General features: G+C 39.9%; 21 protein-coding genes. 12 read left to right on the forward strand and 9 right to left on the reverse strand.

Features of this window, described 5'->3' with window-relative positions:
* Positions 1–25: 25 nt before the first annotated feature.
* The 4 genes from BUW93_RS11370 to xrtF form a co-directional block, all read right to left on the reverse strand.
* Complete coding sequence (locus BUW93_RS11370) at positions 26–3,778, reverse strand: efflux RND transporter permease subunit (RefSeq protein ID WP_081211817.1); 3,753 nt, start codon at positions 3,776–3,778, stop codon at positions 26–28.
* A gap of 102 nt (positions 3,779–3,880) precedes the next feature.
* Positions 3,881–4,270, reverse strand: a complete 390-nt coding sequence (locus tag BUW93_RS11375) for an HYC_CC_PP family protein (protein ID WP_081211818.1) — start codon at positions 4,268–4,270, stop codon at positions 3,881–3,883.
* Between the two features lie 99 nt (positions 4,271–4,369).
* Positions 4,370–4,813 (reverse strand): exosortase F system-associated membrane protein, encoded by a 444-nt coding sequence (locus tag BUW93_RS11380; RefSeq protein ID WP_081211819.1) that lies wholly within the window; start codon positions 4,811–4,813, stop codon positions 4,370–4,372.
* The gene (gene xrtF / locus BUW93_RS11385) at positions 4,810–5,355 is read right to left on the reverse strand and encodes an exosortase family protein XrtF (protein WP_081211820.1); all 546 of its coding nucleotides are present in this window, start codon (positions 5,353–5,355) and stop codon (positions 4,810–4,812) included. The genes BUW93_RS11380 and xrtF overlap by 4 nt, the downstream gene beginning before the upstream one ends.
* Before the next feature lie 90 nt (positions 5,356–5,445).
* Between xrtF and BUW93_RS11390 the strand changes: the two genes are divergently transcribed.
* Positions 5,446–5,904 carry a GAF domain-containing protein gene (locus BUW93_RS11390; protein ID WP_081211821.1) on the forward strand — a complete coding sequence of 153 codons (459 nt, stop codon included), beginning with the start codon at positions 5,446–5,448 and terminating at the stop codon, positions 5,902–5,904.
* A 56-nt stretch (positions 5,905–5,960) separates the two neighbouring features.
* Here the strand turns inward: BUW93_RS11390 and BUW93_RS11395 are convergent, their stop codons facing one another.
* A complete protein-coding gene (locus tag BUW93_RS11395; RefSeq protein ID WP_081211822.1) occupies positions 5,961–7,214 on the reverse strand; it encodes an ABC transporter permease in 1,254 nt (417 codons plus the stop codon).
* Positions 7,215–7,358: 144 nt separating this feature from the next.
* Here BUW93_RS11395 and purH point away from each other — a divergent pair, with 144 nt between their 5' ends.
* Genes purH through rodA form a run of 6 tightly spaced genes read left to right on the forward strand, consistent with a single transcriptional unit; the run spans position 7,359 to position 14,408 of the window.
* Entirely contained in the window at positions 7,359–8,891 is a 1,533-nt protein-coding gene (purH, locus tag BUW93_RS11400; RefSeq protein ID WP_081211823.1) for a bifunctional phosphoribosylaminoimidazolecarboxamide formyltransferase/IMP cyclohydrolase, read from the forward strand.
* A 38-nt stretch (positions 8,892–8,929) separates the two neighbouring features.
* Positions 8,930–9,958, forward strand: a complete 1,029-nt coding sequence (locus BUW93_RS11405; protein ID WP_081211824.1) for a rod shape-determining protein — start codon at positions 8,930–8,932, stop codon at positions 9,956–9,958.
* Between the two features lie 13 nt (positions 9,959–9,971).
* Positions 9,972–10,793 carry a rod shape-determining protein MreC gene (mreC, locus tag BUW93_RS11410; RefSeq protein WP_081211825.1) on the forward strand — a complete coding sequence of 274 codons (822 nt, stop codon included), beginning with the start codon at positions 9,972–9,974 and terminating at the stop codon, positions 10,791–10,793.
* Positions 10,786–11,292: a rod shape-determining protein MreD gene (gene mreD / locus BUW93_RS11415; protein WP_081211826.1), complete on the forward strand. Its 507-nt coding sequence runs from the start codon at positions 10,786–10,788 to the stop codon at positions 11,290–11,292. The genes mreC and mreD overlap by 8 nt, the downstream gene beginning before the upstream one ends.
* On the forward strand, positions 11,289–13,157 hold the full coding sequence (gene mrdA / locus BUW93_RS11420) for a penicillin-binding protein 2 (protein ID WP_081211827.1): 1,869 nt from the start codon (positions 11,289–11,291) through the stop codon (positions 13,155–13,157). The genes mreD and mrdA overlap by 4 nt, the downstream gene beginning before the upstream one ends.
* Positions 13,158–14,408: a rod shape-determining protein RodA gene (rodA, locus tag BUW93_RS11425; RefSeq protein WP_081211828.1), complete on the forward strand. Its 1,251-nt coding sequence runs from the start codon at positions 13,158–13,160 to the stop codon at positions 14,406–14,408.
* Between the two features lie 133 nt (positions 14,409–14,541).
* Here rodA and BUW93_RS11430 read toward each other — a convergent pair whose 3' ends face one another.
* A complete protein-coding gene (locus tag BUW93_RS11430) occupies positions 14,542–16,668 on the reverse strand; it encodes a carboxy terminal-processing peptidase (protein ID WP_081211888.1) in 2,127 nt (708 codons plus the stop codon).
* A 146-nt stretch (positions 16,669–16,814) separates the two neighbouring features.
* On the opposite strand from BUW93_RS11430, the gene surE reads away from it, so the two are divergent.
* The 5 genes from surE to BUW93_RS11455 are packed head-to-tail and all read left to right on the forward strand — an operon-like array spanning position 16,815 to position 21,623.
* Positions 16,815–17,597, forward strand: a complete 783-nt coding sequence (surE, locus tag BUW93_RS11435) for a 5'/3'-nucleotidase SurE (RefSeq protein WP_081211829.1) — start codon at positions 16,815–16,817, stop codon at positions 17,595–17,597.
* On the forward strand, positions 17,590–17,871 hold the full coding sequence (locus BUW93_RS11440; RefSeq protein ID WP_081211830.1) for a hypothetical protein: 282 nt from the start codon (positions 17,590–17,592) through the stop codon (positions 17,869–17,871). The genes surE and BUW93_RS11440 overlap by 8 nt, the downstream gene beginning before the upstream one ends.
* Positions 17,872–18,984 carry a lipid-A-disaccharide synthase gene (lpxB, locus tag BUW93_RS11445; RefSeq protein WP_081211831.1) on the forward strand — a complete coding sequence of 371 codons (1,113 nt, stop codon included), beginning with the start codon at positions 17,872–17,874 and terminating at the stop codon, positions 18,982–18,984. It begins immediately after the preceding gene.
* A gap of 7 nt (positions 18,985–18,991) precedes the next feature.
* Positions 18,992–19,498, forward strand: a complete 507-nt coding sequence (locus tag BUW93_RS11450) for a C40 family peptidase (RefSeq protein WP_081211832.1) — start codon at positions 18,992–18,994, stop codon at positions 19,496–19,498.
* 52 nt (positions 19,499–19,550) lie between these two features.
* Entirely contained in the window at positions 19,551–21,623 is a 2,073-nt protein-coding gene (locus BUW93_RS11455) for a ComEC/Rec2 family competence protein (RefSeq protein WP_081211833.1), read from the forward strand.
* On the opposite strand, the gene BUW93_RS11460 is transcribed toward BUW93_RS11455, so the two are convergent.
* The 3 genes from BUW93_RS11460 to BUW93_RS11470 form a co-directional block, all read right to left on the reverse strand.
* Entirely contained in the window at positions 21,624–22,160 is a 537-nt protein-coding gene (locus tag BUW93_RS11460) for a thioredoxin family protein (RefSeq protein WP_081211834.1), read from the reverse strand.
* A gap of 100 nt (positions 22,161–22,260) precedes the next feature.
* Complete coding sequence (locus BUW93_RS11465; RefSeq protein WP_081211835.1) at positions 22,261–23,832, reverse strand: peptide MFS transporter; 1,572 nt, start codon at positions 23,830–23,832, stop codon at positions 22,261–22,263.
* A gap of 15 nt (positions 23,833–23,847) precedes the next feature.
* Positions 23,848–26,013 (reverse strand): S9 family peptidase, encoded by a 2,166-nt coding sequence (locus tag BUW93_RS11470; protein WP_081211836.1) that lies wholly within the window; start codon positions 26,011–26,013, stop codon positions 23,848–23,850.
* Positions 26,014–26,201: the final 188 nt, after the last annotated feature.

A 26,201-nucleotide genomic window follows, 5' to 3' on the forward strand; every position in this document is an offset into this window, starting at 1 on the left:
ATTGTAAATTTTTAGTTTTTCACTTTTAGTTTTTCACTTTTAACTGACTTTCCTTCCTCCAACTAAACAGTACCGGCACCACGAAAAGCGTGATCAATGCGATAAGCATTCCACCAAAACTCGGGATAGCCATTGGGATCATAATATCGCTACCCCGCCCGGTTGAAGTTAAAATTGGTAGTAAAGCAAGGATCGTTGTAGCCGTGGTCATTAAACAAGGTCTTATCCGTTTTTCACCAGCTTCTATTACAGATGCTCTTACCTGGTCTTTAGTTTCAGGTAGATATTTATCGAAAGTTTGGGTAAGATAAGTGGCCATCACCACTCCATCATCGGTCGCAATTCCAAAAAGGGCAATAAAACCTACCCAAACCGCTACACTCAGATTTATGGTATGCATTTGGAACAAGTCACGAAGGTTCTCTCCAAAAAAGTTAAAATTCATAAACCAATCCTGGCCATAAAACCAGATCATGAGGAAACCGCCGGCAAAAGCAACTGCAATTCCCGTAAACACCATTAAGGAAGTCGAAACAGATTTAAACTGAAAATAGAGGATCAGAAAAATGATAATCAAGGATAAAGGCACTACAACAGAAAGGGTTTTTTCTGCCCTTAGCTGATTTTCATAAGTTCCAGTAAAACGGTAGTTGATACCCTGTGGAACTACCAATTCCCCCGAATCTATCTTCTCCTGAATAGTTGCCTGGGCAATTTCTACCACATCTACTTCTGCATAACCATCTAGCTTATCGAACAACACGTATCCAATTAAAAAGGTGTCCTCACTTTTAATTACTTGTGGCCCCTTTTCATATCTTATATTTACCAATTCGCTTAATGGTATAGGACTTCCTGCTTCTACAGGAACATAAATACCTTTAATATCTTCGGGGTTAGCTCTTAATTCTCGTGGATAACGTACTCTAACTCCGTATCGCTCTCGGCCTTCTACAGTCTGTGTTATTTGCATTCCGCCCACCGCAACTTCCAGAATTTCCTGAACATCTTCAATAGACACGCCGTATCTGGCAAGGCGATCGCGTTTAATATCGATCAATAAATAAGGTTTCCCCACGATTCTATCGGCGAAAACAGCTTCATCTTTTACGCCTTCAGCTTCTTTAAGGATTTCCTCCAGTTTCATACCGAAAGCCTCAATTTGTTGCAGGTTATCCCCTTTCACTTTTATTCCCATTGGTGCGCGCATCCCGGTTTGGAGCATAACCAGGCGGGTTTCTATAGGTTGAAGTTTTGGCGCCGAAGTAACTCCGGGTAATTTGGTAACCTGTACGATTTCGTTCCAGATATCATCGGGTGATTCTATTCCGGGGCGCCAGTTTCGGAAATATTCCCCATCATCATCGGGCAGCAATTGCTCGTGTTTCAGACTAAGAGGATCAGTGACCAGTTTAGCTTCTTTATAATTGACATCTTCGTCAATATCAGAATTGGGATTTAGTGCCAGCTTGCCATTTTTCAACACAAATAAACCATCTTCATTTACCTTATATCTTTGGCGCTCTCCATCCGCATTCCGCATATATTCCGATTTATACTGAATAATATTTTCATACATAGAAAGTGGCGCCGGATCCAGTGCAGATTCTGTTCTACCAGCTTTTCCTACCACGGTTTCAATTTCAGGAATACTGGCTACAGCCATATCCAATTGTTGCAGAACTCGCTTATTTTCTTCCACGCCGGCATGCGGCATAGAAGTTGGCATCAATAGAAAGGAGCCTTCATTTAGAGAAGGCATAAATTCCTTGCCCGTATTTTTCATGATTAAGAAACCGAAAATCACTATTACCGTGGGAATCGATAGAAAAAGGATTTTATTGGCTAGCGCCCAGGTCAAAATTCGGGTATAGTTTCTTCTGAAAACGGTAAAAATGCCTAGCAAACCAAAAGCGATAAGACCAACAAAAATAAGGTTCATAAAAATGCTACGGTCAAAACCAAGCGGTCTCCAGTATTCGGCCAACAGAAAGACAATGGCGAAAGCTGAGATTACAATATTGATAAGATTTGCCCTTTTCGGTGTGATCTTTTTCTGAAGTATCAAAATGCCCGTTACGCCAAAAGCTACTAAAATGATCCCGGTAAAATAACCAAAGACCATCGCAGTGAGTCCCGCTATGACTAGAATCGCATTAATTACATATCCAACGCTGGCTTTTGCGGTTCTTTTCTTAAAGAAAGTTGCAGCAAAAGGCGGAATTATAAATAAAGCCACAATTAAAGAAGCCACCAGCGCCATGGTTTTGGTAAAAGCAAGAGGTCTAAATAATTTCCCTTCGGCTCCTATCATAGTAAAGACAGGGATAAAACTAATAATAGTGGTAAGCACTGCAGTTAAAATCGCTCCGGAAACTTCTGAAGTGGCATTATAAACAACATTATTAATAGAAAGCTTATTTCCATGTTCATCGGTACTGCGTTCATCAAGATGCCGGAGAATATTTTCAGATAAAATAACGCCAACATCGACCATAGTCCCAATAGCAATAGCGATACCAGATAAAGCCACAATATTAGCCGGCACATTAAATAGTTTCATCGAGATGAAAACCATTAAAACCGCGACCGGCAACAAGCCCGAAATAAGTACCGAAGCCCGTAAATTGAACACCATTACAATAATCACTAAGATCGTGATAAGGATTTCCATAGTTAAGGCCTCGTTTAAGGTGTCCAGGGTTTCCTTTATCAGTTCAGTACGATCATAAAAAGGCACGATGGTAACCTGGGAAACGGTTCCATCCTTAAGCGTTTTAGAAGGTAAACCACGACTAATCTCATCTATTTGCTCCTTAACATTGTTGATCACTTCCAGCGGATTCGCGCCATAACGGGCTACCACAACTCCGCCGACAACCTCAGCCCCTTCCTTATCGAGAATACCTCTTCTTTGGGCTGGACCTAAGGAAACCTTCGCAATATCTTTTATGCTTACTGAAGTATAATCTTCAGAAGTAACCACCGCATTTTCAATATCTTCCACAGATTTCACGTAACCTAAACCACGAACAAGGTATTCGGCATTATTGATCTCCAGGGTTTGTGCGCCTATATCGCGATTACTTTCTTTTACAGCTACAACCACTTCCTGAAGTCCAATCCCGTACTGGCGCATGAGCTCTGGATTAACATCTATTTGATATTCCTGAACATAGCCGCCAATTGAAGCTACTTCAGAAACCCCACTCGCTCCAGAAAGAGCATATTTCACGTAGTAATCCTGTATACTTCTTAGCTCGTGTAAATCCCATCCACCGGTAACGTTTCCATCTTTATCGCGGCCTTCCAGCGTATACCAGAAGATCTGACCCAGGCCGGTGGCATCTGGCCCCAGCGCAGGGCTAACGCCATCTGGCAACAAATTAGAGGGAAGTGAATTGAGCTTTTCCAGAATTCTACTTCGGCTCCAGTAAAATTCTACATCCTCTTCAAATATGATATAGATACTGGAAAAACCGAACATAGAAGAACTCCGAATGGTTTTCACCCCGGGAATTCCTAGCAGGGAAGTAGTTAAGGGGTAAGTGATCTGATCTTCAATATCCTGAGGCGATCGCCCCGGCCATTTTGTAAATACAATTTGCTGGTTTTCACCAATATCGGGAATCGCATCTACAGCCACGGGATCTGAAGGCAAAAAGCCGGTGTCCCAGTTAAATGGCGCATTTACGACACCCCACCCCACAAAAAGGACGAGTAAAATAACCGCTACGAGTTTATTTTCTATTAAGAATTTAATGCCTTTGTTCAGCATAATATTTCAATTATCAAATTTTAGAATAAATTAAAAAGCCAGATATAAACGAGGCTATTGCCGGATTCAAAGATGAACCGGTAAGTATCTAAAATTCAATAATCAAATAAGGAATACCTGATCTTCCAGCTGAATATCGCTGACAATCAAGGGAGGGGAATAATCTTTAAATGGAACAACTTCCCTGGGTAGGGTTTCAAAAAGGTTTAAATAAGAAAAGCTAAAGCTTGCAATAAAAAGCTGCTGTTCAAAATCAAGGGATTCAAAGGTATGTTTGAGTTCATCCTGCCCGTCTACCACCACTTTCTCGTTGGTGCAGCAGTTATCTACAGAATTCTCCATTTCCATTCCACAGGTTTCAGCTTCGGAAAAGATAGCTTTATCTACTAAAAAGCTTCCACAAAAATGCTTATCTACCGTGAAGGAGAATGTAGAAAACATCACCAACAGGGCTAATAAAACAGAACCGCTATTTTGAAAAGCTTTTTTCATCAACCACAAAAATAGTTATTTTTTTGATATAAAGGCATTTTCAAAGATATGCACCTTTAAATCTAAGGAATTTCAGGATTATCGAAAATAATTTTAAAATTATGGTTTTGTTCTTTTCTGAAGCTGATGATAGAAAAAAGCAGGGAGCAGAATTAGGATGAAAACCGGATGAATAAGAAATCGTCTCACATAAAACAGACTCATGACGTGCCCGCGGTCCAGGTTCAGCAGTAAATACGCGTAAGCTGCAACACCCACCACGAAAAAAGCGAGGAATAAAATTGCTGCAAATTTCACAATATTCTTATCCAGGAAAGCTGTAAAGAGTATTAGTAGTGAAATTATAGAATTCAACCAAAACCTAAAGCTGAGATTAAGCAGCAATTCCGGTAATTTATATTGAGGTAACTGATCGAGCATATATAATCCACTGCGATAAAACTCATTTATAGGATCGTAAAAAAGATGTTCTTCAAAAACCCGTACCAGCGCCAGAAGTACAACCAACACTCCAATTATGAGTATGCGGTAAATTGGTCTCATCGGGCTTGATTTTTAGAATAAATATAGACCCAAAGGATCCAAAGTAAGAAAACTGTTCCGTATATGATGAGCGGAAAAATAATGCTATGCAGAAACTCTGTATGTTGAGGATATTCATAGATTCCGATAGATAGGATGGCGATTCGAATGATATTCATCGCATAAATTATAACCAAACCAGCAAGGAGAAAGGCCAGGGTAGTTTTGAGTCTTCCGAAGAAAGCCAGGATAAAGGCCACAAAAAGCACCATGATACTCATCGCGTTACATCCTTCTACGATTTGAGCGAGGTATTGGTCGTTGATCATCAACTTCATAGAAAGGTGATACTGGTGCGGTTCTATCTGGGCGGCATACCCAAAACTGTTTATAAGCATTTCGGTTTGCCGGGCTACCATATGTGTAACATAGTCGGGGTAATAAACTTCCGATCTAAAAAGATCCAGGTACCAGTTGTAGAAAAGGCTTAAAACAAAATAGCTCCCCAGAAAAATGAGTATAAACCGAATTACCGATTTGTATTTTACTAATAGTTTAAGCAAGACTGATAAGAGGCTTTTTAACAAATTTATACAAATAAGCCAGCCAGCCTGCGCAAATTTTTAAATACTTTTGCACTAAAATACAATGTTATGCCATTTCAGAAACTAAAACCCGCAGTAGAAAATATTTTATCTAACGAAGAACTTTCTGTAGATCATCGTTTGGAGCAGGTATGTGACTTGTTAAAAGAAAATATCCCTTATTACGACTGGGTAGGTTTTTATTTCAAAAACGGCGACAAAGAAGAATTAAAGCTACGGGCTTTTGCAGGGGAGCCCACCGACCATACTATTATCCCTTTCGGAAAAGGCATTTGCGGACAGGTAGCTGTTTCCAATGAGAATTTCGTTGTGCCCGACGTTAAAACCCAAACCAATTACATCGCTTGTAGTATTAATGTGAGAGCAGAGATCGTAGTTCCTCTTTTCTTAAATGGGGAAAATATAGGCCAGATCGATATCGATTCGAACACTGAAGATCCTTTCAATATTGAAGATGAAAGATTTTTGGAATGGGTTAATGAGAAAGTAGCCGAGGTTTTAAGTTAGAAAATGAAGTTAGAAGTAAAGGCCGGAGCTCTTACTTCTAAGCTTTTATTTACAAATTACATTCCCGTTCTAATCGCTTCAACAGGATCTAATTTAGAAGCAGAGATCGCCGGAATAATTCCTGAAATCAGCCCAATTACAGCAGCAACTATAGTACCCAGCATTAAGTTCCAGAGTGATAACACGAATTCAAAATCGCCGGTAAATTGAGAGGCGATTATTGAAACCACCCACACCAGGAACAGCCCTATCAATCCCCCGATTACTGATAAAATAACCGCTTCGAACAGGAATTGGAAGAGGATGAATTTATTTTTAGCACCCAGGGATTTCTGAATTCCGATAAGGTTGGTTCGCTCCTTAACACTTACAAACATAATATTGGCGATCCCAAATCCACCTACCAGGAGCGAAAAACCACTAATGATTAGGCCAATGATATTCATCTGCCCGGTTATATTATCTATAAAATCGGCAAAACCCTGTAATTGATTAATAAAAAAAGTATTGGTTTCCCCGGGCTTGATCGCGCGATAATTTCTGAGTTGTTGTTCTACCATCGCTACAAATTCAGCGTTATCTACCCCATCTTCAGGTTTTAGAATTATTTGCGGGAAAACCCCTTTATTGTTATCCCCAAAAATTCTGCGCACCATATTAACGGGCACAAAGGCCTGTCCGTCCCGGGAATTTCCGAAGAGAGAGGCGCCCTGTTTTTCTAAAACTCCAATCACTTGAAGTTTTCGGCCATAAAGCCTTACCTCCTTTCCCAGCGGATTTGAATTTCCGAAGAGATTATTTGCAATTTCATGGCCCAGAACAATGACAGGGGAGCCACTTACCGACTCCGATTCGTTAAAAAACCGTCCCAGGTCTAACTCAAAAGCCTCGATATCGTAATATTCACTGGTTACCGCACCTACATCAACATTTTCGCTGGTTACATCCTGGAACTTAATAGGTTCTGATGGTACACCAATCACGTAACTTATGGCTTCGAGATCGGCTAAATTTCTTTTTAAATGTTGATATTCATCGTAAGAAACATCAGGGAATTGTTGTCGCTTCCATTGCGGAATATCGGTGGGACCAAATGAAAAGCGCATTAAAATAATGGTGCTGTTATCCAGGGCGCTCAAACTGCCTTTAATTTCTTTTTCCAAAGAATCTACAGCAGCAAGCACGGCGATTATAGAGAAAATACCAATGGTAACCCCCAATAAAGAAAGAAAGGTACGCAGCTTATTGTTTCGAAGTGCGTTTACCGCAAATGTGAAGCTCTCTTTTAAAAGTCTAAGATATATAAACATACAGTTAACTGCCGTATTTAAAGGAATCACAAGATAAGACGCCGGTGTTGAAAATTCGTTACATTTTTAGTGATAAATAAATTCATTCGCTTTTATGTTTGCTACTTAAATACTTACTTTTGCCACTTCATCAAACACAACACAATGAGCGACTTAAAACAAGCAAAATCTGCTTTAATTTCTGTATTCAGTAAAGATGGCCTGGCTCCTATCGCCAAAAAACTCAATGAACTGGGTATCACTATTTATTCTACCGGTGGTACGGAGAAATTCATCAAAGACCTGGGAATAGAAGTTATTCCTGTAGAAGATGTCACTTCCTACCCTTCTATCCTTGGTGGACGGGTTAAAACCCTGCACCCAAAGGTTTTTGGAGGAATCCTTAACCGTCAGGATACCGAGAGTGATGTGAAGGAACTTGCTGAATATGAAATTCCGCAGATAGACATTGTGGTTGTAGATCTTTACCCTTTTGAAAAAACAGTTGCATCCGGCGCTTCAGAAGAAGATATTATTGAAAAGATCGATATTGGCGGGATTTCGCTAATTCGTGCCGCGGCTAAAAATTTTAAAGACGTGCTTTGTGTTTCTTCCGTGGAGGATTATAAGGGTTTTGAAAATTTACTCCTTGAAAAGAACGGGGAAACCAGTCTTGCAGATCGCAAAAATTTCGCTGCTAAGGCTTTCAATATTTCTTCGCATTATGACACTGCCATTTTCAATTATTTTAATGCTGAAAATGAAATTAAAGTATACAAAGAAAGTATCCAAAACGGCCAGGAACTTCGCTATGGGGAGAACCCACACCAGCAAGGATTTTTCTATGGAGATTTTGATGCGATCTTCAATAAGATACACGGGAAAGAATTATCCTACAACAATCTGCTGGACGTTGATGCCGCGGTAAATCTTATGAACGAATTCAAAGGAGAAGCACCAACTTTTGCTATTTTAAAACACAATAATGCTTGTGGCCTTGCCCAAAGAGATACTTTGCTTCAGGCTTATACCGATGCGCTGGCGGGAGATCCTGTTTCTGCTTTCGGCGGAATTTTAATCAGCAATAAAGAGATCGATAAGGCTACTGCGGAAGAGATTCATAAACTTTTCTGTGAAGTTGTGATCGCTCCTTCTTTTTCTGCGGAAGCTGAAGGAATTCTGAAAGGAAAGAAAAACAGAATTCTTCTGGTTCAAAAAGACATAGAACTTCCTAAAAAACAGGTTAGAACCTGTCTAAATGGAGTTTTGGTTCAGGATAAAGACTCAAAAACCGATGCTCTTGAAGATTTAAAGCAGGCCACCAACAATAAACCCACCGATGCTGAGTTATCTGATTTGTTATTTGCTTCCAAAATTTGCAAGCATACCAAATCGAATACCATTGTATTGGCAAAAAACAAACAACTTTGCGCCAGCGGAACCGGCCAAACTTCGCGTGTAGATGCCCTGAATCAGAGTATTGACAAGGCCCGTTCTTTTAACTTTGATCTAAATGGAGCTGTGATGGCCAGCGATGCATTTTTCCCATTTCCAGACTGTGTTGAAATTGCCGGAAATGCCGGAATTACAGCGGTAATTCAGCCGGGAGGATCTATAAAAGATCAGCTAAGCATCGACTATTGTAACGAAAATGATATTGCTATGATGATTACGGGAACACGCCATTTTAAACATTAATTTTATTACATTTACCAAACCTCAACACTTAACATACTATGGGATTTTTTGACTTTCTCATTGAAGAAATAGCGATAGACTTAGGAACCGCAAATACTTTGATTATTCACAACGACAAAGTTGTTGTAGATAGTCCTTCAATAGTAGCCCGCGACCGGACTTCAGGAAAAATAACCGCGGTAGGGAAAGAAGCTGCCATGATGCAGGGAAAAACCCACGAAAACATAAAAACCATTCGTCCCTTAAAAGATGGGGTAATCGCCGATTTTGATGCCAGTGAGAAAATGCTCACGATGTTCATCAAAGAGATTCCGGCATTGAAGAAAAAAATGTTCACTCCGGCTTTAAGGATGGTGATCTGTATTCCTTCAGGAATTACCGAAGTTGAGATGAGGGCGGTAAAAGAAAGCGCCGAACGTGTAAATGGGAAAGAGGTTTATCTTATTCACGAACCTATGGCAGCAGCCATTGGGATTGGCGTAGATATTATGCAGCCAAAAGGAAATATGATCGTTGACATAGGTGGAGGTACCACCGAGATCGCGGTTATCGCCCTTGGCGGAATTGTTTGTGATAAGTCAATCAAGATAGCGGGAGATGTTTTCACCAACGATATTGTTTATTATATGCGAACCCAGCATAACCTGTATGTAGGTGAAAGAACTGCTGAAAAGATCAAAATCCAGATAGGTGCTGCCACTGAAGATCTGGAAGTTCCGCCGGAAGAAATGAGTGTTCAGGGACGTGACCTGCTTACTGGAAAACCAAAGCAGGTTAATATTTCCTACCGGGAAATTGCCAAGGCTTTGGATAAATCTATTCTTCGTATCGAGGATGCGGTAATGGAAACTCTATCCCAAACTCCGCCTGAACTTGCCGCCGACATTTACAACACCGGTATTTATCTCGCAGGTGGTGGCTCGATGTTAAGAGGACTGGACAAACGTTTATCTCAAAAAACAGATCTACCTGTTTACATTGCCGAAGACCCACTTAGAGCCGTAGTAAGAGGAACCGGAATAACCCTAAAAACTTTGAACCGATATAAGGGAATTTTGATTAAGTAGGAGAAGATAGCTTATGCAGCAAATTTTTAATTTTCTTATCCGCAATAAGAATAATATTTTGTTCTTATTCCTGCTGGCATTATCTGTGTTTTTTACGATCCAAACTCATTCTTTTCATAAAAGCAGGTTTATAAGTTCAGCCAATGCGGTAACCGGCGGAGTCTATTCCTGGACCAGTGATATCAAGGATTATCTTTATCTGGAAGAATATAATGAACGTTTACTCCAGGAGAATAAGGAGTTGCGAAATATCCTCACCAATCTTAACGATACTATTTCAATCGAAAATTACCGTGACAGCACCTCATTTGACGGTACTTATTATTTTAGAGCTGCCCGGGTTATCAATAATAATTACGCCAAGGCAGATAATTATCTCACCATCAACCAGGGCGAAGAAAACGGAATTAAACCTGAATTTGGGGTGGTGACCAGCAAAGGGGTTATAGGCATTGTAGATCGGGTTAACAGTAGGTTTTCCAGAGTGATTTCTATTTTGCATACCGAATCCAGAATTAATGCACAACTCAGTAAAACCAATCATTTTGGAAGCCTGGTTTGGAATGGCCGGGATCCTAATCTCGTTCAGCTTATCGATGTACCCAGACAGGCTCCGGTAAAGCAGGGAGATACTATAACCACCGGGGGACGATCGCTTATCTTCCCCGAAGGCCTACCCATTGGCAGTATTGAGGATTATGAAATGGATGAAAGTGGAAGCTATTATGAAATCAATGTGCGCTTGTTTAACGATATGACCAATATTGGCTTTGTGTACGTAATTGAAAATGTAGACCGGGATTTAATATTATCATTAGAAACCCAAGATGAATAATAGTATACTTTCAAATACCGCCCGGTTCATCGGTTTGATCTTATTGCAGGTCCTGATCCTGAATAATATTAATTTTTTGGGATATATTAATCCATATTTGTATGTGCTTTTTATTCTCTTGTATCCTTTTAACGCTAACCAGAGTTTCTTTCTAATTCTCGCATTTCTACTTGGACTTAGTATTGATATTTTCGAAGATAGCGGTGGCATACATGCTGCCGCCTGTTTAATCGCGGCTTTTGTGCGTCCAAACCTATTAAGATTTTCATTTGGGGTGAGTTATGACCACCAGAATATCAAACTTTCGGCTACTCCTTTTGGGGCGAGATTGAGTTATATTTTATTAATAGTTCTTATTCACCATTTCATCTTATTTTCTTTGGAAATGTTTAGCCTAAGTCATATAATACTGGTCTTGAAAAAAACGTTATTTTCAAGTATATTCACCGTGATTCTGGTGATCTTAAGCCTAAGCCTTTTCAGCAAAAAATATAGATGAGAAAGTTACTTCTCTACATAATAATTCTAACAACCGGCCTGATTTTTCTGGCCCGGGTGTTCTATCTACAGGTAATTGACACCTCCCTTGCACTTAGGTCTCAGGATAATGCTATAGAAATAAATTATGATTACCCGCAACGCGGTTACATTTATGACCGAAACGGAGAGCTTATGGTGTCAAACCAGCCCTCCTATGATGTCATGGTGATTCCACGAAACCTGAAACCTTTCGACACTCTCGAATTCTCAAAAATACTGAATATCACTCCGGATGAACTCGGAAAAAAACTGGATAAGGCCAAGATCTATTCTCCGCTCCTACCTTCAGTTATAATCCCTCAACTCACAAAAAGTGAATATGCCTTTTTGCAGGAAAAAATGCGCAAATATGAAGGGTTCTATATTCAGAAGCGTTCTTTGCGAGATTACCAGGTAGATCATAGTGCGAATGTACTGGGCTATATCGCCCAGGTTAACAAACAGATCATAAAGGATAATCCTTATTATATATCTGGTGACCTCATTGGGCGTAGCGGGGTGGAAAGCGTATATGAGGAATTACTACGAGGTGTAAAAGGAGTAAAATACATTCAAAAAGATCGGTTTAACAGAGATATCGGCCCTTATAAGGATGGGATTTTCGATACCCTGCCTGAAAAAGGTAAGGATATAAATATCACTATCGATTCCAAATTACAGGAATATGGCGAAAAACTAATGCAAAACAAGCGAGGCGGAATAGTCGCTCTCGAACCCGCTACCGGAGAAATACTTGCCCTGGTAACAGCTCCAAGTTACGATCCTTCCCTGCTGGTGGGTAGAAAAAGATCTCCAAATTATACCAGGCTTTATTACGATTCCATAGCCCGGCCCTTATACGATCGAGGGCTTTTAGCTGAATATCCACCCGGCTCTCCCTTTAAAACCCTCAATGCCTTAATTGCCTTGCAGGAAGATGTAGTTAGCACTGAAGATGAATTTTATTGCAATAATGGCTATTCCTACGGAAGAGGTCGGAGAATGGGTTGTCACGCCCACAGCAGTCCTGTGGATATGATTCCGGGCATTTCGACCTCCTGTAATTCTTATTTCGCTAATGTTTACCGCAGGATAATAGAAAAGTACCCGAGCCCTCAGGAAGGAATTGACGCCTGGAAAAATCATTTAAGCAGTTTTGGCCTTGGACAATTTATGGGTAATGACCTGAGTACCGGTCGGCCAGGCAAAGTCCCCGATTCTGATTATTACAACAAGATATACAACTACCCTACCTATAAATGGTATTCTACAGCTACCTTATCTAATGCTATTGGCCAGGGGGAAGTACTTATGACGCCTATTCAATTAGCGAATATGACTGCTACCATTGCTAACCGTGGCTGGTATTATACTCCGCATATTTTAAAAGAAATTGAAGGCGAGCCTATAAAAGAGGATAAATTTACGGTGAAAAATCATACAACCATAGAGCCGCGGCATTTTGAACCGGTTGTAGAAGGGATGCATCAGGTTTATATAAACGGAACTGCAAGAAGCCTTCAGGTTCCTGGGATTGAAATTGCCGGGAAGACCGGGACTGCAGAAAATTTCACAAAAATAGATGGAAAAAGAGTACAGCTCACCGACCATTCAATTTTTGTAGCTTTTGCTCCGGTAGATAATCCCAAAATAGCTCTCGCTGTTTTTGTAGAAAACGGCTATTGGGGGAGTCGTTACGCTGGACGTATTGCCAGTTTAATGGTAGAGAAATATATTAAAGGAGAGATTACCCGCACCGATATGGAAAAGTGGATCCTTGAAAACAGTCTTGAAGATGAATATGCCAAACCCTTAAGTGGCGAACCCTTTACAATTAACCAATAAATGGCCAAAAGTATAACAGGTTACGACTGGACTACAATTTTGATTTTTTTACTCCTGGTTGGTTTTGGCTGGGCCAACATATATTCTGCTTCCCTGGGTGTTAATACCGGTAATCTTCTAGACCTTAACCAGGTTTACGGTAGGCAGGGCTTATGGATTGTACTTAGTTTCTTTATTCTGATTATCGTACTTTCTATTGAACCCAAATTCTATCAGCGTTTTTCCAGTGTAATTTATATAATTAGTCTCTTAAGTCTTGCCGGCTTATTTGTATTTGGAAAAACCATTGCAGGCCAAACCGCCTGGTACGTCATGGGCCCCGTTAGCCTTCAACCCGCCGAATTTGCTAAAGCAGCCACAGCTCTGGCGGTAGCTAAATACGTAAGTGGCATTCAGGTTAATTTAAAGGAATTTGAACATCAGCTGAAAGTTTTTGTCATTATAAGTCTACCGGTGTTACTGGTTATGATGCAACCCGATGCAGGAAGTGCGATGGTTTATTTTGCATTCATCTTTCCTCTTTATCGGGAGGGCTTACATTTTGCTTACTTACTACTGGGCTTTTTCGCTGCCATTCTTTTTGTGGCCACCCTGGCCTTCGGCATCCCCTGGGTTATAGGCGGGATCCTGGCCATTGGGGGACTCATGTTTTTAAGAAATCGCAAAAGGAGACCTAATATTCTCAAATATTTATTCCTGATGACGGTTGCCATAGGCTTTTCCCTTTCGGTTAATTATGTGTTTGAAAATGTATTTAAACAGCATCACCGGGATCGTTTCAATATTGTGTTGGGAAAGGAGGTTGATTCCCGCGGAATAGGTTACAACACCAACCAAAGTGAGATTGCGATAGGTAGTGGAGGCTGGTTTGGAAAAGGCTGGACAGAAGGCACTCAAACCAAAGGTCATTTTGTACCAGAACAACATACCGATTATATCTTTAGCACCGTAGGAGAAGAATGGGGGTTCCTGGGGAGCAGTTTTGTAATATTTCTATTCGTATTGCTTTTGGTTAGGTTACTCTATCTGGCCGAGAGGCAACGCTCCCAATTTAGCAGGGTATATGGCTACAGCGTTATAGGCATTATCTTTATGCACTTCTTGGTTAACATAGGAATGGTCATAGGTATATTCCCAACCGTAGGAATACCCCTACCCTTTTTTAGTTATGGTGGCTCCGGCCTCTGGGCATTTACCATTTTACTGTTTATTTTCATCAAACTGGATGCCGAAAGAATTTCATATATTTAATTACAACGTTCTGCCAGAAGCAACAATGCCGCAACCAACAGAATTATAACCGGATAGATATATTTACGTTTTATCATACTTAAAAATCAAAAATGCCCCGGGAATTCCCGGGGCATTTATTTTTTTATCGCCATTAATTATTAATTCTGGCCACTTTAATATTATTAACCTTAAGCTCAGAAAGCACATTCAGAGCCTCCTCAATATAGATGTCTTTGCTTAGGTTGGTATGCCATCTGTCTCTTTTCTCTTTTAAGATAGTGTCACTTACAAAAAGTTCTTTTTCATAAGGCAGCGAGGTATACGTAAGATCTGTCGCATATTCTTTTAATGAATCGAAACGTTTGGCTACTCGCTTGTTCTCCTCGGCATTTTTGCTGTATTCCGTAAAATTAAGAGAATGAACATTATTATCGCTTTGAGTTTTTATCCACCTGGCATTCTCCTCGATGAGTTTTAACTGTTGGTTCTCATTCATTCTTTGTTTGCTTCCTTCAATGGTTTCCTCAAAATTTACATAACCATCCCAAATCTCATAATCGGCGGCATCAATCTTATCCCAGGGTAATGGGTTTTCCATATCCTTTTCCCCAATATCTACAAAGCTGTAACGATCTGGAACCACGACATCACTTTTTACTCCTTCCAACTGAGTGGAACCTCCATCAACTCTATAGAATTTTTGAGTAGTCAATTTAAGAGCTCCTAAATCACCGTACTCATTGTTTCTTAACCAACGGTTCAGGTCTATCACGTTTTGTACGGTACCTTTCCCGTAAGTTTGTTTACTACCTATGATAACTGCTCTCTTATAATCCTGCATAGCTGCAGCTAATATCTCTGAGGCCGAAGCCGAAAGTTCGTTCACAAGAATCACAAGAGGGCCATCCCATAAAACAGACGGATCTTTATCCTTTAAAATTTCCTTTTTCTGTCCACTTGATTTAACCTGAACAATTGGCCCCTTTTCAATAAACAATCCGGCAATATCTACCACGGTTTTAAGGGAACCTCCGCCGTTATTTCTCAAATCCAGCACAAGGCCGTCCATACCTTCTTTTTTAAGGCGAACAATATCCTTTTCAATATCTGAAGCAGCATTCCTTTCGGCATAATTTTCCATATCGAAATAGAATTTCGGAAGATTTATCACCCCAAAATTCTTCCCATCTTTTTCAACCATAGAGGTTTTGGCGTATGTTTCTTCAATCTCTACTACATCCCGGGTTAGGGTTATATTCTCTATGGTTCCCATTAATTTTTTTCTAACGGTTAAAGTAACTTTAGAATCTTTTGGGCCTTTTATAAGTTTAACAGCATCATCCAGGCGCATTCCCACAATGCTCACCGCTTCATCTTCATCTTCCTGCTTTACTTTCAGGATTACGTCGCCTTCGCTCAATTCGTCACTTCTCCAGGCTGGCCCACCAGAGATCACTTCCATAATGGTAATATTGTCACTTTTTTTCTGAAGTCTTGCCCCAATTCCTTCCAGTTTACCCGACATTGCCATATCGAATCTATCCTTATCCTGCGGGGCAAAATAAAATGTATGAGGATCAAACTCCTCTACGATCGCATTGATATATACTGAAAAATAATCTTTACGTTCAAGGTCGTCGGTAAAATCGAAGTACTCCTCTAGCGAAGTAAGGGTCACTTCCCGCGCTTCTTTTTCTAGTTCTTCATCAGATTTTATAGTGTAATCTGGATCTTCTTCCTTTTTCTGCTTTTCTTCTTCTTTTTTATCGTGAAAAGTGATAAGCGTAGAAAACTTAAGTTGTTTTCTCCATCTTTCTATCATTTCCTTTTTGGAATCAACATATTCCAGATCTTCAAAACTTGTATTGAGTTCTTCATCCTTTTCGAAATCAAAAGGAGAAGACAGAATTTCCTTATAAATTTCGCGCGACTCATCTGAACGCTGCATCAAGCGCTGGTAGGTAAGGTCAAAAAAGCTGATATCCTTGGCCTTGATATGGTCATCGATTAATTCTTCATATTCGCCGAATTCTTCAATATCGCTTGCATAGAAAAAGCGCTTAGAACCATCCAGGTTCCTAAGGTAGTCTTTATAAACTCCTTTTGAGAATTCGTCGTTAACATCTTTAGCGTCATAATGTCCCTGATTAAGCACATAGGTTATCAGGTCTATTAGTACTTTATCTTTATTGGGATCATCAAAACTTTTGGTAGTAAAACTACAGGAAGCTACTGCCATTAAAAGCAGTACTACAAGAATTTTAGGGTTCCTTTTCATAAATCGCATAAATTTCATCATAATGGCTTACCAAAATACATTAAAAATTGTGCCAAGACACGGCCTCAACACTAATAATTTGTTAAACTACTAAGATAGGCTTTCCTTAGGAAATTACTATTTTAGCCGTAATAATTTTAAAATGCATGGATAAAGAAAAACCATTGATTCTGGTGACCAATGACGACGGAATTACTGCTCCAGGAATCCGGGCCTTAATCGAGGTTATGAAAGAACTCGGAGAAGTTATTGTTGTTGCTCCGGATAGTCCCCAAAGCGGAATGGGTCACGCCATAACCATTAGCGACACCTTATTCTGTGAACCCGTTACCATTAAGGAAAACTATAAACATAAAGAATTTAGTTGTTCAGGAACTCCTGCCGACTGTGTCAAAATTGCAACTCAGGAAATTCTGCACCGCAAACCCGATCTTTGTGTTAGTGGGATAAACCATGGGTCAAACTCCTCGATAAATGTTATTTATTCAGGAACCATGAGCGCTGCGGTAGAAGCGGGGATTGAAGGAATTCCGGCAATAGGTTTTTCCTTATTGGATTATTCACTAACCGCCGATTTCGAGCCTTCAAAAAAGTTTGTCAAAGCCATTACACGCAAAGTTCTAAAACACGGGCTACCAAAAGGCGTTGTCCTGAATGTGAATTTACCTAAGCTCCAATCTTCCGAAATTAAAGGCATCAAAGTGTGTCGCCAGGCCAATGCTCATTGGGAGGAAGAATTTGATAAAAGAACTAATCCACAGGGACGCGACTATTACTGGCTAACCGGAAAATTTGTTAATAAGGATAAAGGCGAAGACACTGATGAGTGGGCTCTTGCCAATGGATTTGTTTCGGTAGTCCCGGTTCAATTCGACCTTACTGCACACCATGTCATGGACGATCTTAATAACTGGGAACTCAATGATTAAGCAGGATATTTTTATAGGCTTTCTTGTGGGACTGGCTTTCAATATTGGAGGTATTCTTCTTTATATTCTTATTTTTTCAGCTTATGGAATAGACCAAACTATAGAAGATGCTATAATCAACGATTATATTGGTAAAATCATCGCCTTGGGAGCCATACTCAATTTCCTGCCATTTTTTGTTTTCCTAAAAAAGAAACAGCATTATCACGCCAGGGGTGTTTTACTCGCCACTATTGTAGCGGCCGTGGCCATTGCATTCTCAAAAATATTTTAAATGAAATATTATCTCATTGCCGGCGAAGCTTCAGGCGACCTCCACGCCTCAAACCTAATGAAAGCTCTGAAGGAAACAGATCCCAATGCCGAATTCCGATTCTGGGGCGGCGATCTTATGCAGCAGCAAGGAGGAGAATTGGTGATGCATTACCGGGAGCTGGCATTCATGGGTTTTGCTGAAGTCATTGGAAATCTAAGAACAATACTTCGCAATATAAGTTTCTGCAAAGACGACATTAGTAAATACCGGCCAGATGTGATCATCTTTGTAGATTATCCGGGCTTTAATATGCGCATTGCAAAATGGGCGAAGGCCCAGGGTTTTAAAACCCACTATTATATCTCACCGCAGATATGGGCTTGGAAAGAAAATCGCATTAAGGCAATAAAAAGGGATATCGACAAGATGTATGTTATTCTTCCCTTCGAAAAAGAATTTTATGAAGAAAAACATAATTTTCCGGTTCACTTTGTAGGGCACCCATTAATTGATGCAATTTCCAGCCAAAAACTTGTAGATGCCTCTAATTTCAGAAAACAGCATAATTTAAGTAGTAAACCAATTATCGCAATTCTTCCCGGAAGCCGAAAACAAGAGATAACCAAAATGCTGGAAATCATGTTGAGCATCACAAATGATTTTCCGGATTATCAGTTTATTATCGCCGGGGCACCAAGCCAGGAGGAAGATTTTTACCGGCCATTTTTAAAGAAAAACCAGGTTACCCTGGTAATGAATAAAACCTATGAGATACTAAGTCTATCTCATGCTGCGTTAGTAACATCTGGTACAGCAACCTTGGAAACAGCACTTTTTAAGGTTCCCGAAGTCGTATGTTACAAAGGAAGTTTTATCTCTTACCATATCGCTAAACAGATCGTAAATTTGGAATTTATTTCTCTGGTGAACTTAATTATGAAACGCGAAGTAGTAACCGAACTGATTCAGCGAAATTTCAACAAGGCCTCCTTGAAGAGAGAACTCACTAAAATTCTGGAGGATGAACATAGAAAAAAGATGTTCGAAGACTATTACCTGCTGGAACAAAAATTAGGTGGCAAAGGCGCCAGCAAAAAGACCGCTCAACTAATTTTTGATACGATTAAATAAAGCTGATATGCAGTTTCGGTTAAATTTTTTGCTAATTATTTTTTCTGGAGTACTACTTACCTCCTGTGGTGCTTCCCGCTCCAAAGTGATAACTACAAAAACCGAAAGTGCCACCCGCATAGAACCTGCAAACAAACAGGTACAAAATATTATCTCCCACGCCTTAGAGTTTGAAGGTACCCGGTACAAATACGGCGGAACCACCAAAAAAGGCATGGATTGTTCCGGATTGATCTACACTTCATTTCTCAAAGAAGATATCCCGCTGCCCCGAACCTCACGCGATCTTTCCCTTAAAGGCCAGAGACTATATCTTAAAGAGGTCTCACCGGGGGACTTGCTATTCTTTGAAACCAACAAAAAAAGAAAGGTCATTAACCATGTTGGTCTGGTGGTAGAAGTTGCAGATGAGATCCTGTTTATTCATTCTTCTACCTCCCGGGGAGTGATTATTTCGTCTCTGGAGAACAATTACTGGAAGACCAATTTTGTGATGGCACGCCGGATTTTATAAATTTTTCATATCTTCCTTAGTCTATTCCCCAAATCGCTATTTAAATTAAGCGATGCGATTTCTGAATTTCACATTTATAAAACTAAGCCTAAGCTTTGTCCCGGGAATAATAGCTGGGTTTTACCTGGATATTTCGCTACAGGTCCTTTTTGGGATAGTGAGCCTGCTTGTTCCGGTTTTTATTTTGGCTTTTTATCGTGCCAGAAAGCAAATCTTCCCAGATGCTTTCTTCGGAATTCTGGTGTTCCTATTTATTTTTTTCCTGGGGTTTTTAACGACCAGTCTCCACAACCCCAAAAATCGTTCGCTTCATTACATTAATGCTCCGGAAAATTCAGAAAAGACCTTGCTTCAGGCCCGGATCATAGAAAAATTAAAACCAGCCTCCTATAATCAGCGTTACATAATCGAAGCTGAAACCTTAAAGAACGAAAACCAGGGAACAAGAATAACAGAAGGGAAGCTTCTGCTCAGCACAGAAAAGGACTCAACAGAATTCCAGATAGGAGATATACTCCTGCTCCCCTACCGTCCAGTTGAAATCAATTCTCCACTTAATCCATACCAGTTTGATTATAAAAATTATATGGAGAAACAGGCGGTGCTGAAACAGCTCCGAATTAATCCCAAAGAAATCCTGAAAATTGGACAGACCTCATCCCCCATAAGTTTCGCTGAAAATTTAAGAGAACGGATAATAACAAAGCTTCAGGCTGCCAGTTTCTCTGAAGAAGAATTGAGCATTATCCAGGCTTTGCTCCTGGGGCAACGCAGAGATATTTCAAGGAAGATCTACGATCAATACGCTGCAGCCGGAGCCCTACATATACTTGCTGTTTCAGGTTTACACGTGGGGATCATTCTTCTCTTTCTCAATCTCATGCTTAAACCATTGGAAAACTTAACGCAGGGAAGGCTAATAAAAACCATCCTGTTACTTCTATTAATGTGGGGATTCGCGCTTCTTGCGGGGCTATCACCATCGGTAGTTAGAGCTGTAAGCATGTTTTCCTTTGTAGCCATAGGGATGCAATTAAAACGAAAAACCAGTGTGATGAACAGCCTGTTTGTTTCGCTTTTTGTGTTGCTACTCCTTAAGCCTTATTTCATTTTTCAGGTGGGCTTTCAGCTAAGCTATCTCGCCGTTTTCAGTATTGTGGCTTTTCAACCATATTTCTATGGGTTGGTAAGACCAAAATTCAGGGTTTTGCGATATATGTGGGGATTACTGACTGTAAGTGCAGCAGCACAACTCGGCGTTCTACCCCTTAGCCTTTTCTATTTTCATCAATTTCCTACCCTATTTTTTTTATCCAACCTGATAATTCTTCCGGCCCTGGGGATTATCCTGGGCTTAGGAATTTTAGTGATCCTGTTGAGCCTGCTAAATGCCTTACCTGAGCAATTAGCCGAAAGCTATGGTCAACTGATAAGTTATATGAATCAGTTTGTAGGTTGGGTGGCCGGGCAGGAAGATTTTCTCTTTAAAGAAATCTCTTTTTCTATGCTTCAAAGTATTACGGCATATTTAATAATTCTAGGCTTGTTTTTTCTGCTGATTCAAAAAACCTACAAAACGACGGTTTTCCTACTTCTGGCAGTAATCAGTTTTCAGCTAAGCAATATTTATGAAAAGCAAAACCAATTTTCTGAAGAAGCTGTGATTTTTCATAAAAGCAGGAATAATTTAATAGGCCTTTATCAAAACAGAAATTTGCAAGTCTATCATAATCCGGATAGTCTGGCTTCTACACAAAGAATTATAAGCGATTATAGAACCGGAAAAAATATCACTAAAATAGAAAGCGATACCATTAAAAATGTCCTGAGGTTTAGAGACAAAAACCTTCTGATAATAGATAGCAGCGCGATCTATGACATCCCGGGTTTAAAACCCGAACTCCTTTTAATTACCCAGTCTCCAAAGATTAATCTGGAGCGTGTTTTAAATTTAATCAAGCCCGCTCAGGTAATTGCAGATGGCAGTAATTACAATAGTTTTGTAGCGCGTTGGAAAGAAACCTGCCGAAAACAAAAAGTCCCTTTCCACCACACGGGTGAAAAGGGAGCTTTCCGCATTTCTACAGAACCAAAGGCTCTATATCAACTAACACTTAAACTTTAATTAAAAAGTGCCTTCAAAGCTTTCCTGATACTCAGCAAAAGCTTTTTTTGTTGTCATTTTTTTATAATCATCGGTACCGAATAATTTCAAATAAATCTCCAATTGTTGCGGAGTTCGATAACCGGTTATTGGCGCTATTAAATTCGCATCTTCATCAAAGAACACCAGTGTTGGATAACCTCTTACTCCAAGGGCTGCGGTGAATTGATGAGTTGTATTTCGACCTTTTTTATTGGGGTCAAAATTAGGATTGGTAAATTTCTTATCAGGGAAATTGACTACTTCATTCCCTTCGGCGTTAAACTTTACCGCATAAAAGTTCTCATTTACATATGCAACCACATCTTTATTGGAAAAAGTATTTCTATCAAGCATCTTACAGGGGCCACACCAGGTGGTGTAAGCATCCATAAATATCTTTTTAGGTTCCTTTTTCTGAGCTTCCAGGGCTTCATTCATAGTCATCCAGTTAATCTCCTGGGCCTGAAGGAAGCCTGTGGCAAAAAACAATAAAATTAGCGTTGAAATCTTATGCATAAATAAAATATTTTAGGCCTTAGTCGAATTATAACGCTATCCTAACAAAAAACGTTCCTCAAATTTAAGGAACGCTTTTCTTAAAATAAAGTCATTTAACTTAATACTTCTTCTCGGAGTCGGCAATTTCATAATTCTCATGCTCAAGCATCTCGTGCTCTTCATCTTCAACTCCATGAGTTAGACGTTTTAGCGGTTTAAGCATAATTAGCACAATTACCGCAAAGCTTACCGTAAATATGGTAATCCCTGAAAAGATTGCCAAATCCCCTGCTTCAGCAGCAAATTCTCCCAGAATACCTGCCACTTTATTTCCGAGGCCAGTTGCGGCAAAATAAACCCCCATCATTAAGGAAGCATATTTCATAGGTGCCAGTTTGGTAATGAAAGATAATGCAACAGGGGAGCTACTAAGCTCTCCAATTGTATGGAAAAGATATGCAAGCACTAACCAGTACATTGCGGAAGACCCATTCGCTTCAAACTGCACAGAAGCCGCAGCCATAAAAACAAATCCTAAGCCCATTATAATAACCCCTATTGCCATTTTAAAGATTGAAGAGGCTTCTTTATTCTTTATTTTTCGTTTCGCCCAGAAATTAGCCACCAACACTCCAAAAGTGATTATAAATAAAGCATTTAATGACTGGAACCAGGATGCCGGAACTTCATTCCCAATACCGGGAAGGGTAAATGGAAGAGCTCTATTGGTTTTTTCTAAAGCATATATATTCATAAGACCCCCGGCCTGTTCAAAGGCACCCCAGAATACAATTACCAAAATAAACGATAAGAGCATTACTACGTAGCGATCTTTCATAACCTGCGTGGTAAGATCTTTATATACCATAAGCATCATCGCAGTAACCAGAGTTAGGAAGATAAAAAGCAAACCATAAGCCCAGGATTCGAAGATCAGGACATATAAGGAAACGATCATTAGTATGGCGGTAATAACCAACTGAAGTGGCGACTTGGCAAGATCTGAAAAAAGTCCGGTAAGGGAAGCTCCTTCATCTCTTTCAGCTTGTGATAAAAGGTTACCTACGTTAACCAGGTATTTCTGACCCCAAAGATAAACTATTAAACCAAAAGCCATCGCGATTCCGGCAAGACCGAAGCCCCAATGCCAGCCAACCTGCTCTCCAACATACCCCACGATTAAACTCGAAAGAAATGCTCCCAGGTTAATTCCGATATAAAAAATGGTAAATCCTTTATCTCTCCTTATATCACCAGGTTTGTAGAGTCCTCCTACCATAGTAGAAATATTTGGTTTCAACATACCTACACCGGCAATAATTAGCCCTAAACCAGTATAAAACGCCCACATTTCTTCCACGGCAAGGATGGTGTGCCCTGCCACCAGGATTATTCCACCCCAGAGGACGGTTTTTTTCTGTCCGAGGAGTTTATCGGCAATTATACCACCGGGGATAGATACGATATAAACAAGCATAGTATACCACCCGTAAAGAGCAAGTGCCTCTCCCTGGGTCCAGCCGAGGCCTGCATTTCCATCGGTAGTTGCACTTACCAGGTATAAAACCAGGATAGCTCGCATTCCATAATAGGAAAAACGCTCCCACATTTCAGTAAAAAACAAAATATAAAGTCCCATTGGATGCCCAAAAAGTTCCTTTTGGGGCGCTGGTGTTGTTGTCGTTGCCATTAACTTAGATTTGGTTTAAAGATTTTCAGTGATAAAATTGGTCATTTTAGTGTAAAGGTGACGTCTTGTATTTCCGCCATATATTCCGTGGTTTTTATCGGGATAGATGGCCCATTCAAATTGTTTGTTTGCCTGAATAAGAGCTTCTACCATACGCATGGTATTTTGTAGATGCACATTGTCATCTCCTCCCCCATGGATCAATAAATAATCACCTTTAAGTTTTTCCACATGATTAATTGGAGAGTTCTCATCATATCCAGATGGATTCTCCTGTGGGGTAGTCATATATCTTTCAGTGTAAATTGTATCGTAAAACCTCCAGCTTGTAACCGGAGCAACCGCGATAGCCAGTGAAAACACATCATTACCCTTCAAAATAGCGTTTGAAGACATAAAACCACCGTAGCTCCAGCCCCAGATCCCTATTCGATCTTCATCGATGTATTCTCTGTCGCCTAAAACTCTGGCCGCTTCTATCTGGTCTTCTACTTCGTATTTACCCAGTTCATTTTGAGTTACTTTTTTGAAGGCAGCTCCTTTAAGACCAGTTCCTCTTCCATCTACGGTCGCTATGATATAGCCCTTATCTGCAAGTAGCTGATACCAGTAATCATTAGTCCCGAAGTAAGAATTTGAAACCGATTGTGAGCCCGGCCCTGAATATTGGAACATTAATAATGGATATTCCTTATCAGCATCAAAATCTGATGGTTTGATCATCCACATATTGAGTTCGTTGCCGTTAACCTCTATAGTACTCAATTCTTTTGGGGAAAAATTATAAGCTTCTTCTTTTTCCCGTAAGGCCGAATTATCCTTGATCTTCCTTACCAGCTTCCCGTTTTTAGCATTGTGTAGCGTGAACTCATACGGAGTTTCCGTATTGGTAAAGGAATTGATGAAATAGGTGAAATCGGCACTGAAATCGGCACTATTCATCCCGGTTTTGTCGGTTAAACGGGTTTTGCCTTTTCCATTAGGCTTAATAGAGTAAACATCTCGATTAACACTTCCGTTTTCGGTGCTCTGGTAGAAAATTCTATTAGACTTTTTATCATAGCCATAATAGTTGGTGACTTCCCAGTTTCCTGAGGTCACTTGATTTTCAAGTTCGCCATCTTCATCATAAAGGTAAATATGGTTCCAGCCGTCGTTCTCACTGGTCCAGATAAAGTCGTTATCTTCCAGGAAGGTTAGGTTATCAGTGATGTCGATATAGGCTTCATCAGTTTCAGTCATAATCACTTCTGCTTCATTATCTTCAGCATCAACAAAAATCAGGTCAAGTTCATTCTGGTGCCTGTTCAACACCTGCACGCTTAAAATTTCAGAATCCTGGGTCCATTTTATTCGCGGAATATAAAAATCCTGATACTCCCCTAATTCAACATCTTCTGTTTTTTCGGTAGCCAGCTCATACAAATGCAAGCTCACTTCAGAATTTGCTTCCCCTGCTTTTGGATATTTAAATACCTCCTGTCTTGGGTAAAGATTTTCTCCAAACATATCCATGGAGAACTCAGGTACATCTTCTTCATCGAACCTTAAAAAGGCGATCCTTTTTCCGTTTTTATTCCATTCAAAGGCTCTTACAAAAGCAAATTCCTCTTCGTAAACCCAATCAGTAACTCCGTTAATAATCTTGTTCTTTTCCCCATCAGAAGTAACTCTGGTTTCTTCTCCTGATCTGATGTCGAAAATATAAATGTCGTTCTCAAAAACGTAAGCTACCTTCGAAGCATCGGGGGAGAAGGTGGGCTCCTGAACTTTTTTATCAGAAAGTTTTATGAGACTGCCATCGGCAGTGTCGTAGATATAGTAAACTCCGCGCGAAGACCTTCTATAGATTTGTTCCACCTCAGTAGAAAGCAATATTTTACTTTCATCATCGCTTAATTCAAAACCCTGGAAAGAATCAATCTCATCTAGATTATTCGTGGAAACAAGGCTATGGGTTTTTTCGCCGCTTTTATAAGCATAGACATCTATGCTGGCAGTCCCATTTCCGCGATTTAAAACCACATATTCCTTACCATTATCGAGAGATTGGAGAGATTGTAAACGTTCCTGTCTAAAGGTTCCATCCCAGATCTCCTCCTGGGTAATCTGTTTATCTTGTGCATAAACAACTGAGGATGCACCAATTATCAACCCCAGTACAATATTTTTAAATTTCATATTTTTCGGATATAAATCTCATTGCCCAAGTTTACTAAAATTTCAGCAAAATATGTTAATGAAGAGTGTTAAATACTAAGGATTTGTTAAAGAAAAATATAATCAGAGTTTTTAAAAAAATCATCCTCTATTTTCAATTTTCGGCTATCTAAACCTAAGCTTTGTATCTTTGCAATTCGAAAATAAAA

The sequence above is a fragment of the Salegentibacter sediminis genome (genome assembly GCF_002078605.1).
GTDB lineage: Bacteria > Bacteroidota > Bacteroidia > Flavobacteriales > Flavobacteriaceae > Salegentibacter > Salegentibacter sediminis.

Excerpts from the sequence above, each read along its gene's own strand:
- BUW93_RS11370 (WP_081211817.1), bottom strand. The coding sequence starts at position 3,778 with ATGCTGAACAAAGGCATTAAATTCTTAATAGAAAATAAACTCGTAGCG.
- BUW93_RS11375 (WP_081211818.1), bottom strand. The coding sequence starts at position 4,270 with ATGAAAAAAGCTTTTCAAAATAGCGGTTCTGTTTTATTAGCCCTGTTG.
- BUW93_RS11380 (WP_081211819.1), bottom strand. The coding sequence starts at position 4,813 with ATGAGACCAATTTACCGCATACTCATAATTGGAGTGTTGGTTGTACTT.
- BUW93_RS11390 (WP_081211821.1), top strand. The coding sequence starts at position 5,446 with ATGCCATTTCAGAAACTAAAACCCGCAGTAGAAAATATTTTATCTAAC.
- BUW93_RS11395 (WP_081211822.1), bottom strand. The coding sequence starts at position 7,214 with ATGTTTATATATCTTAGACTTTTAAAAGAGAGCTTCACATTTGCGGTA.
- purH (WP_081211823.1), top strand. The coding sequence starts at position 7,359 with ATGAGCGACTTAAAACAAGCAAAATCTGCTTTAATTTCTGTATTCAGT.
- BUW93_RS11405 (WP_081211824.1), top strand. The coding sequence starts at position 8,930 with ATGGGATTTTTTGACTTTCTCATTGAAGAAATAGCGATAGACTTAGGA.
- mreC (WP_081211825.1), top strand. The coding sequence starts at position 9,972 with ATGCAGCAAATTTTTAATTTTCTTATCCGCAATAAGAATAATATTTTG.
- mreD (WP_081211826.1), top strand. The coding sequence starts at position 10,786 with ATGAATAATAGTATACTTTCAAATACCGCCCGGTTCATCGGTTTGATC.
- mrdA (WP_081211827.1), top strand. The coding sequence starts at position 11,289 with ATGAGAAAGTTACTTCTCTACATAATAATTCTAACAACCGGCCTGATT.
- rodA (WP_081211828.1), top strand. The coding sequence starts at position 13,158 with ATGGCCAAAAGTATAACAGGTTACGACTGGACTACAATTTTGATTTTT.
- BUW93_RS11430 (WP_081211888.1), bottom strand. The coding sequence starts at position 16,668 with ATGAAAAGGAACCCTAAAATTCTTGTAGTACTGCTTTTAATGGCAGTA.
- surE (WP_081211829.1), top strand. The coding sequence starts at position 16,815 with ATGGATAAAGAAAAACCATTGATTCTGGTGACCAATGACGACGGAATT.
- BUW93_RS11440 (WP_081211830.1), top strand. The coding sequence starts at position 17,590 with ATGATTAAGCAGGATATTTTTATAGGCTTTCTTGTGGGACTGGCTTTC.
- lpxB (WP_081211831.1), top strand. The coding sequence starts at position 17,872 with ATGAAATATTATCTCATTGCCGGCGAAGCTTCAGGCGACCTCCACGCC.
- BUW93_RS11450 (WP_081211832.1), top strand. The coding sequence starts at position 18,992 with ATGCAGTTTCGGTTAAATTTTTTGCTAATTATTTTTTCTGGAGTACTA.
- BUW93_RS11455 (WP_081211833.1), top strand. The coding sequence starts at position 19,551 with ATGCGATTTCTGAATTTCACATTTATAAAACTAAGCCTAAGCTTTGTC.
- BUW93_RS11460 (WP_081211834.1), bottom strand. The coding sequence starts at position 22,160 with ATGCATAAGATTTCAACGCTAATTTTATTGTTTTTTGCCACAGGCTTC.
- BUW93_RS11465 (WP_081211835.1), bottom strand. The coding sequence starts at position 23,832 with ATGGCAACGACAACAACACCAGCGCCCCAAAAGGAACTTTTTGGGCAT.
- BUW93_RS11470 (WP_081211836.1), bottom strand. The coding sequence starts at position 26,013 with ATGAAATTTAAAAATATTGTACTGGGGTTGATAATTGGTGCATCCTCA.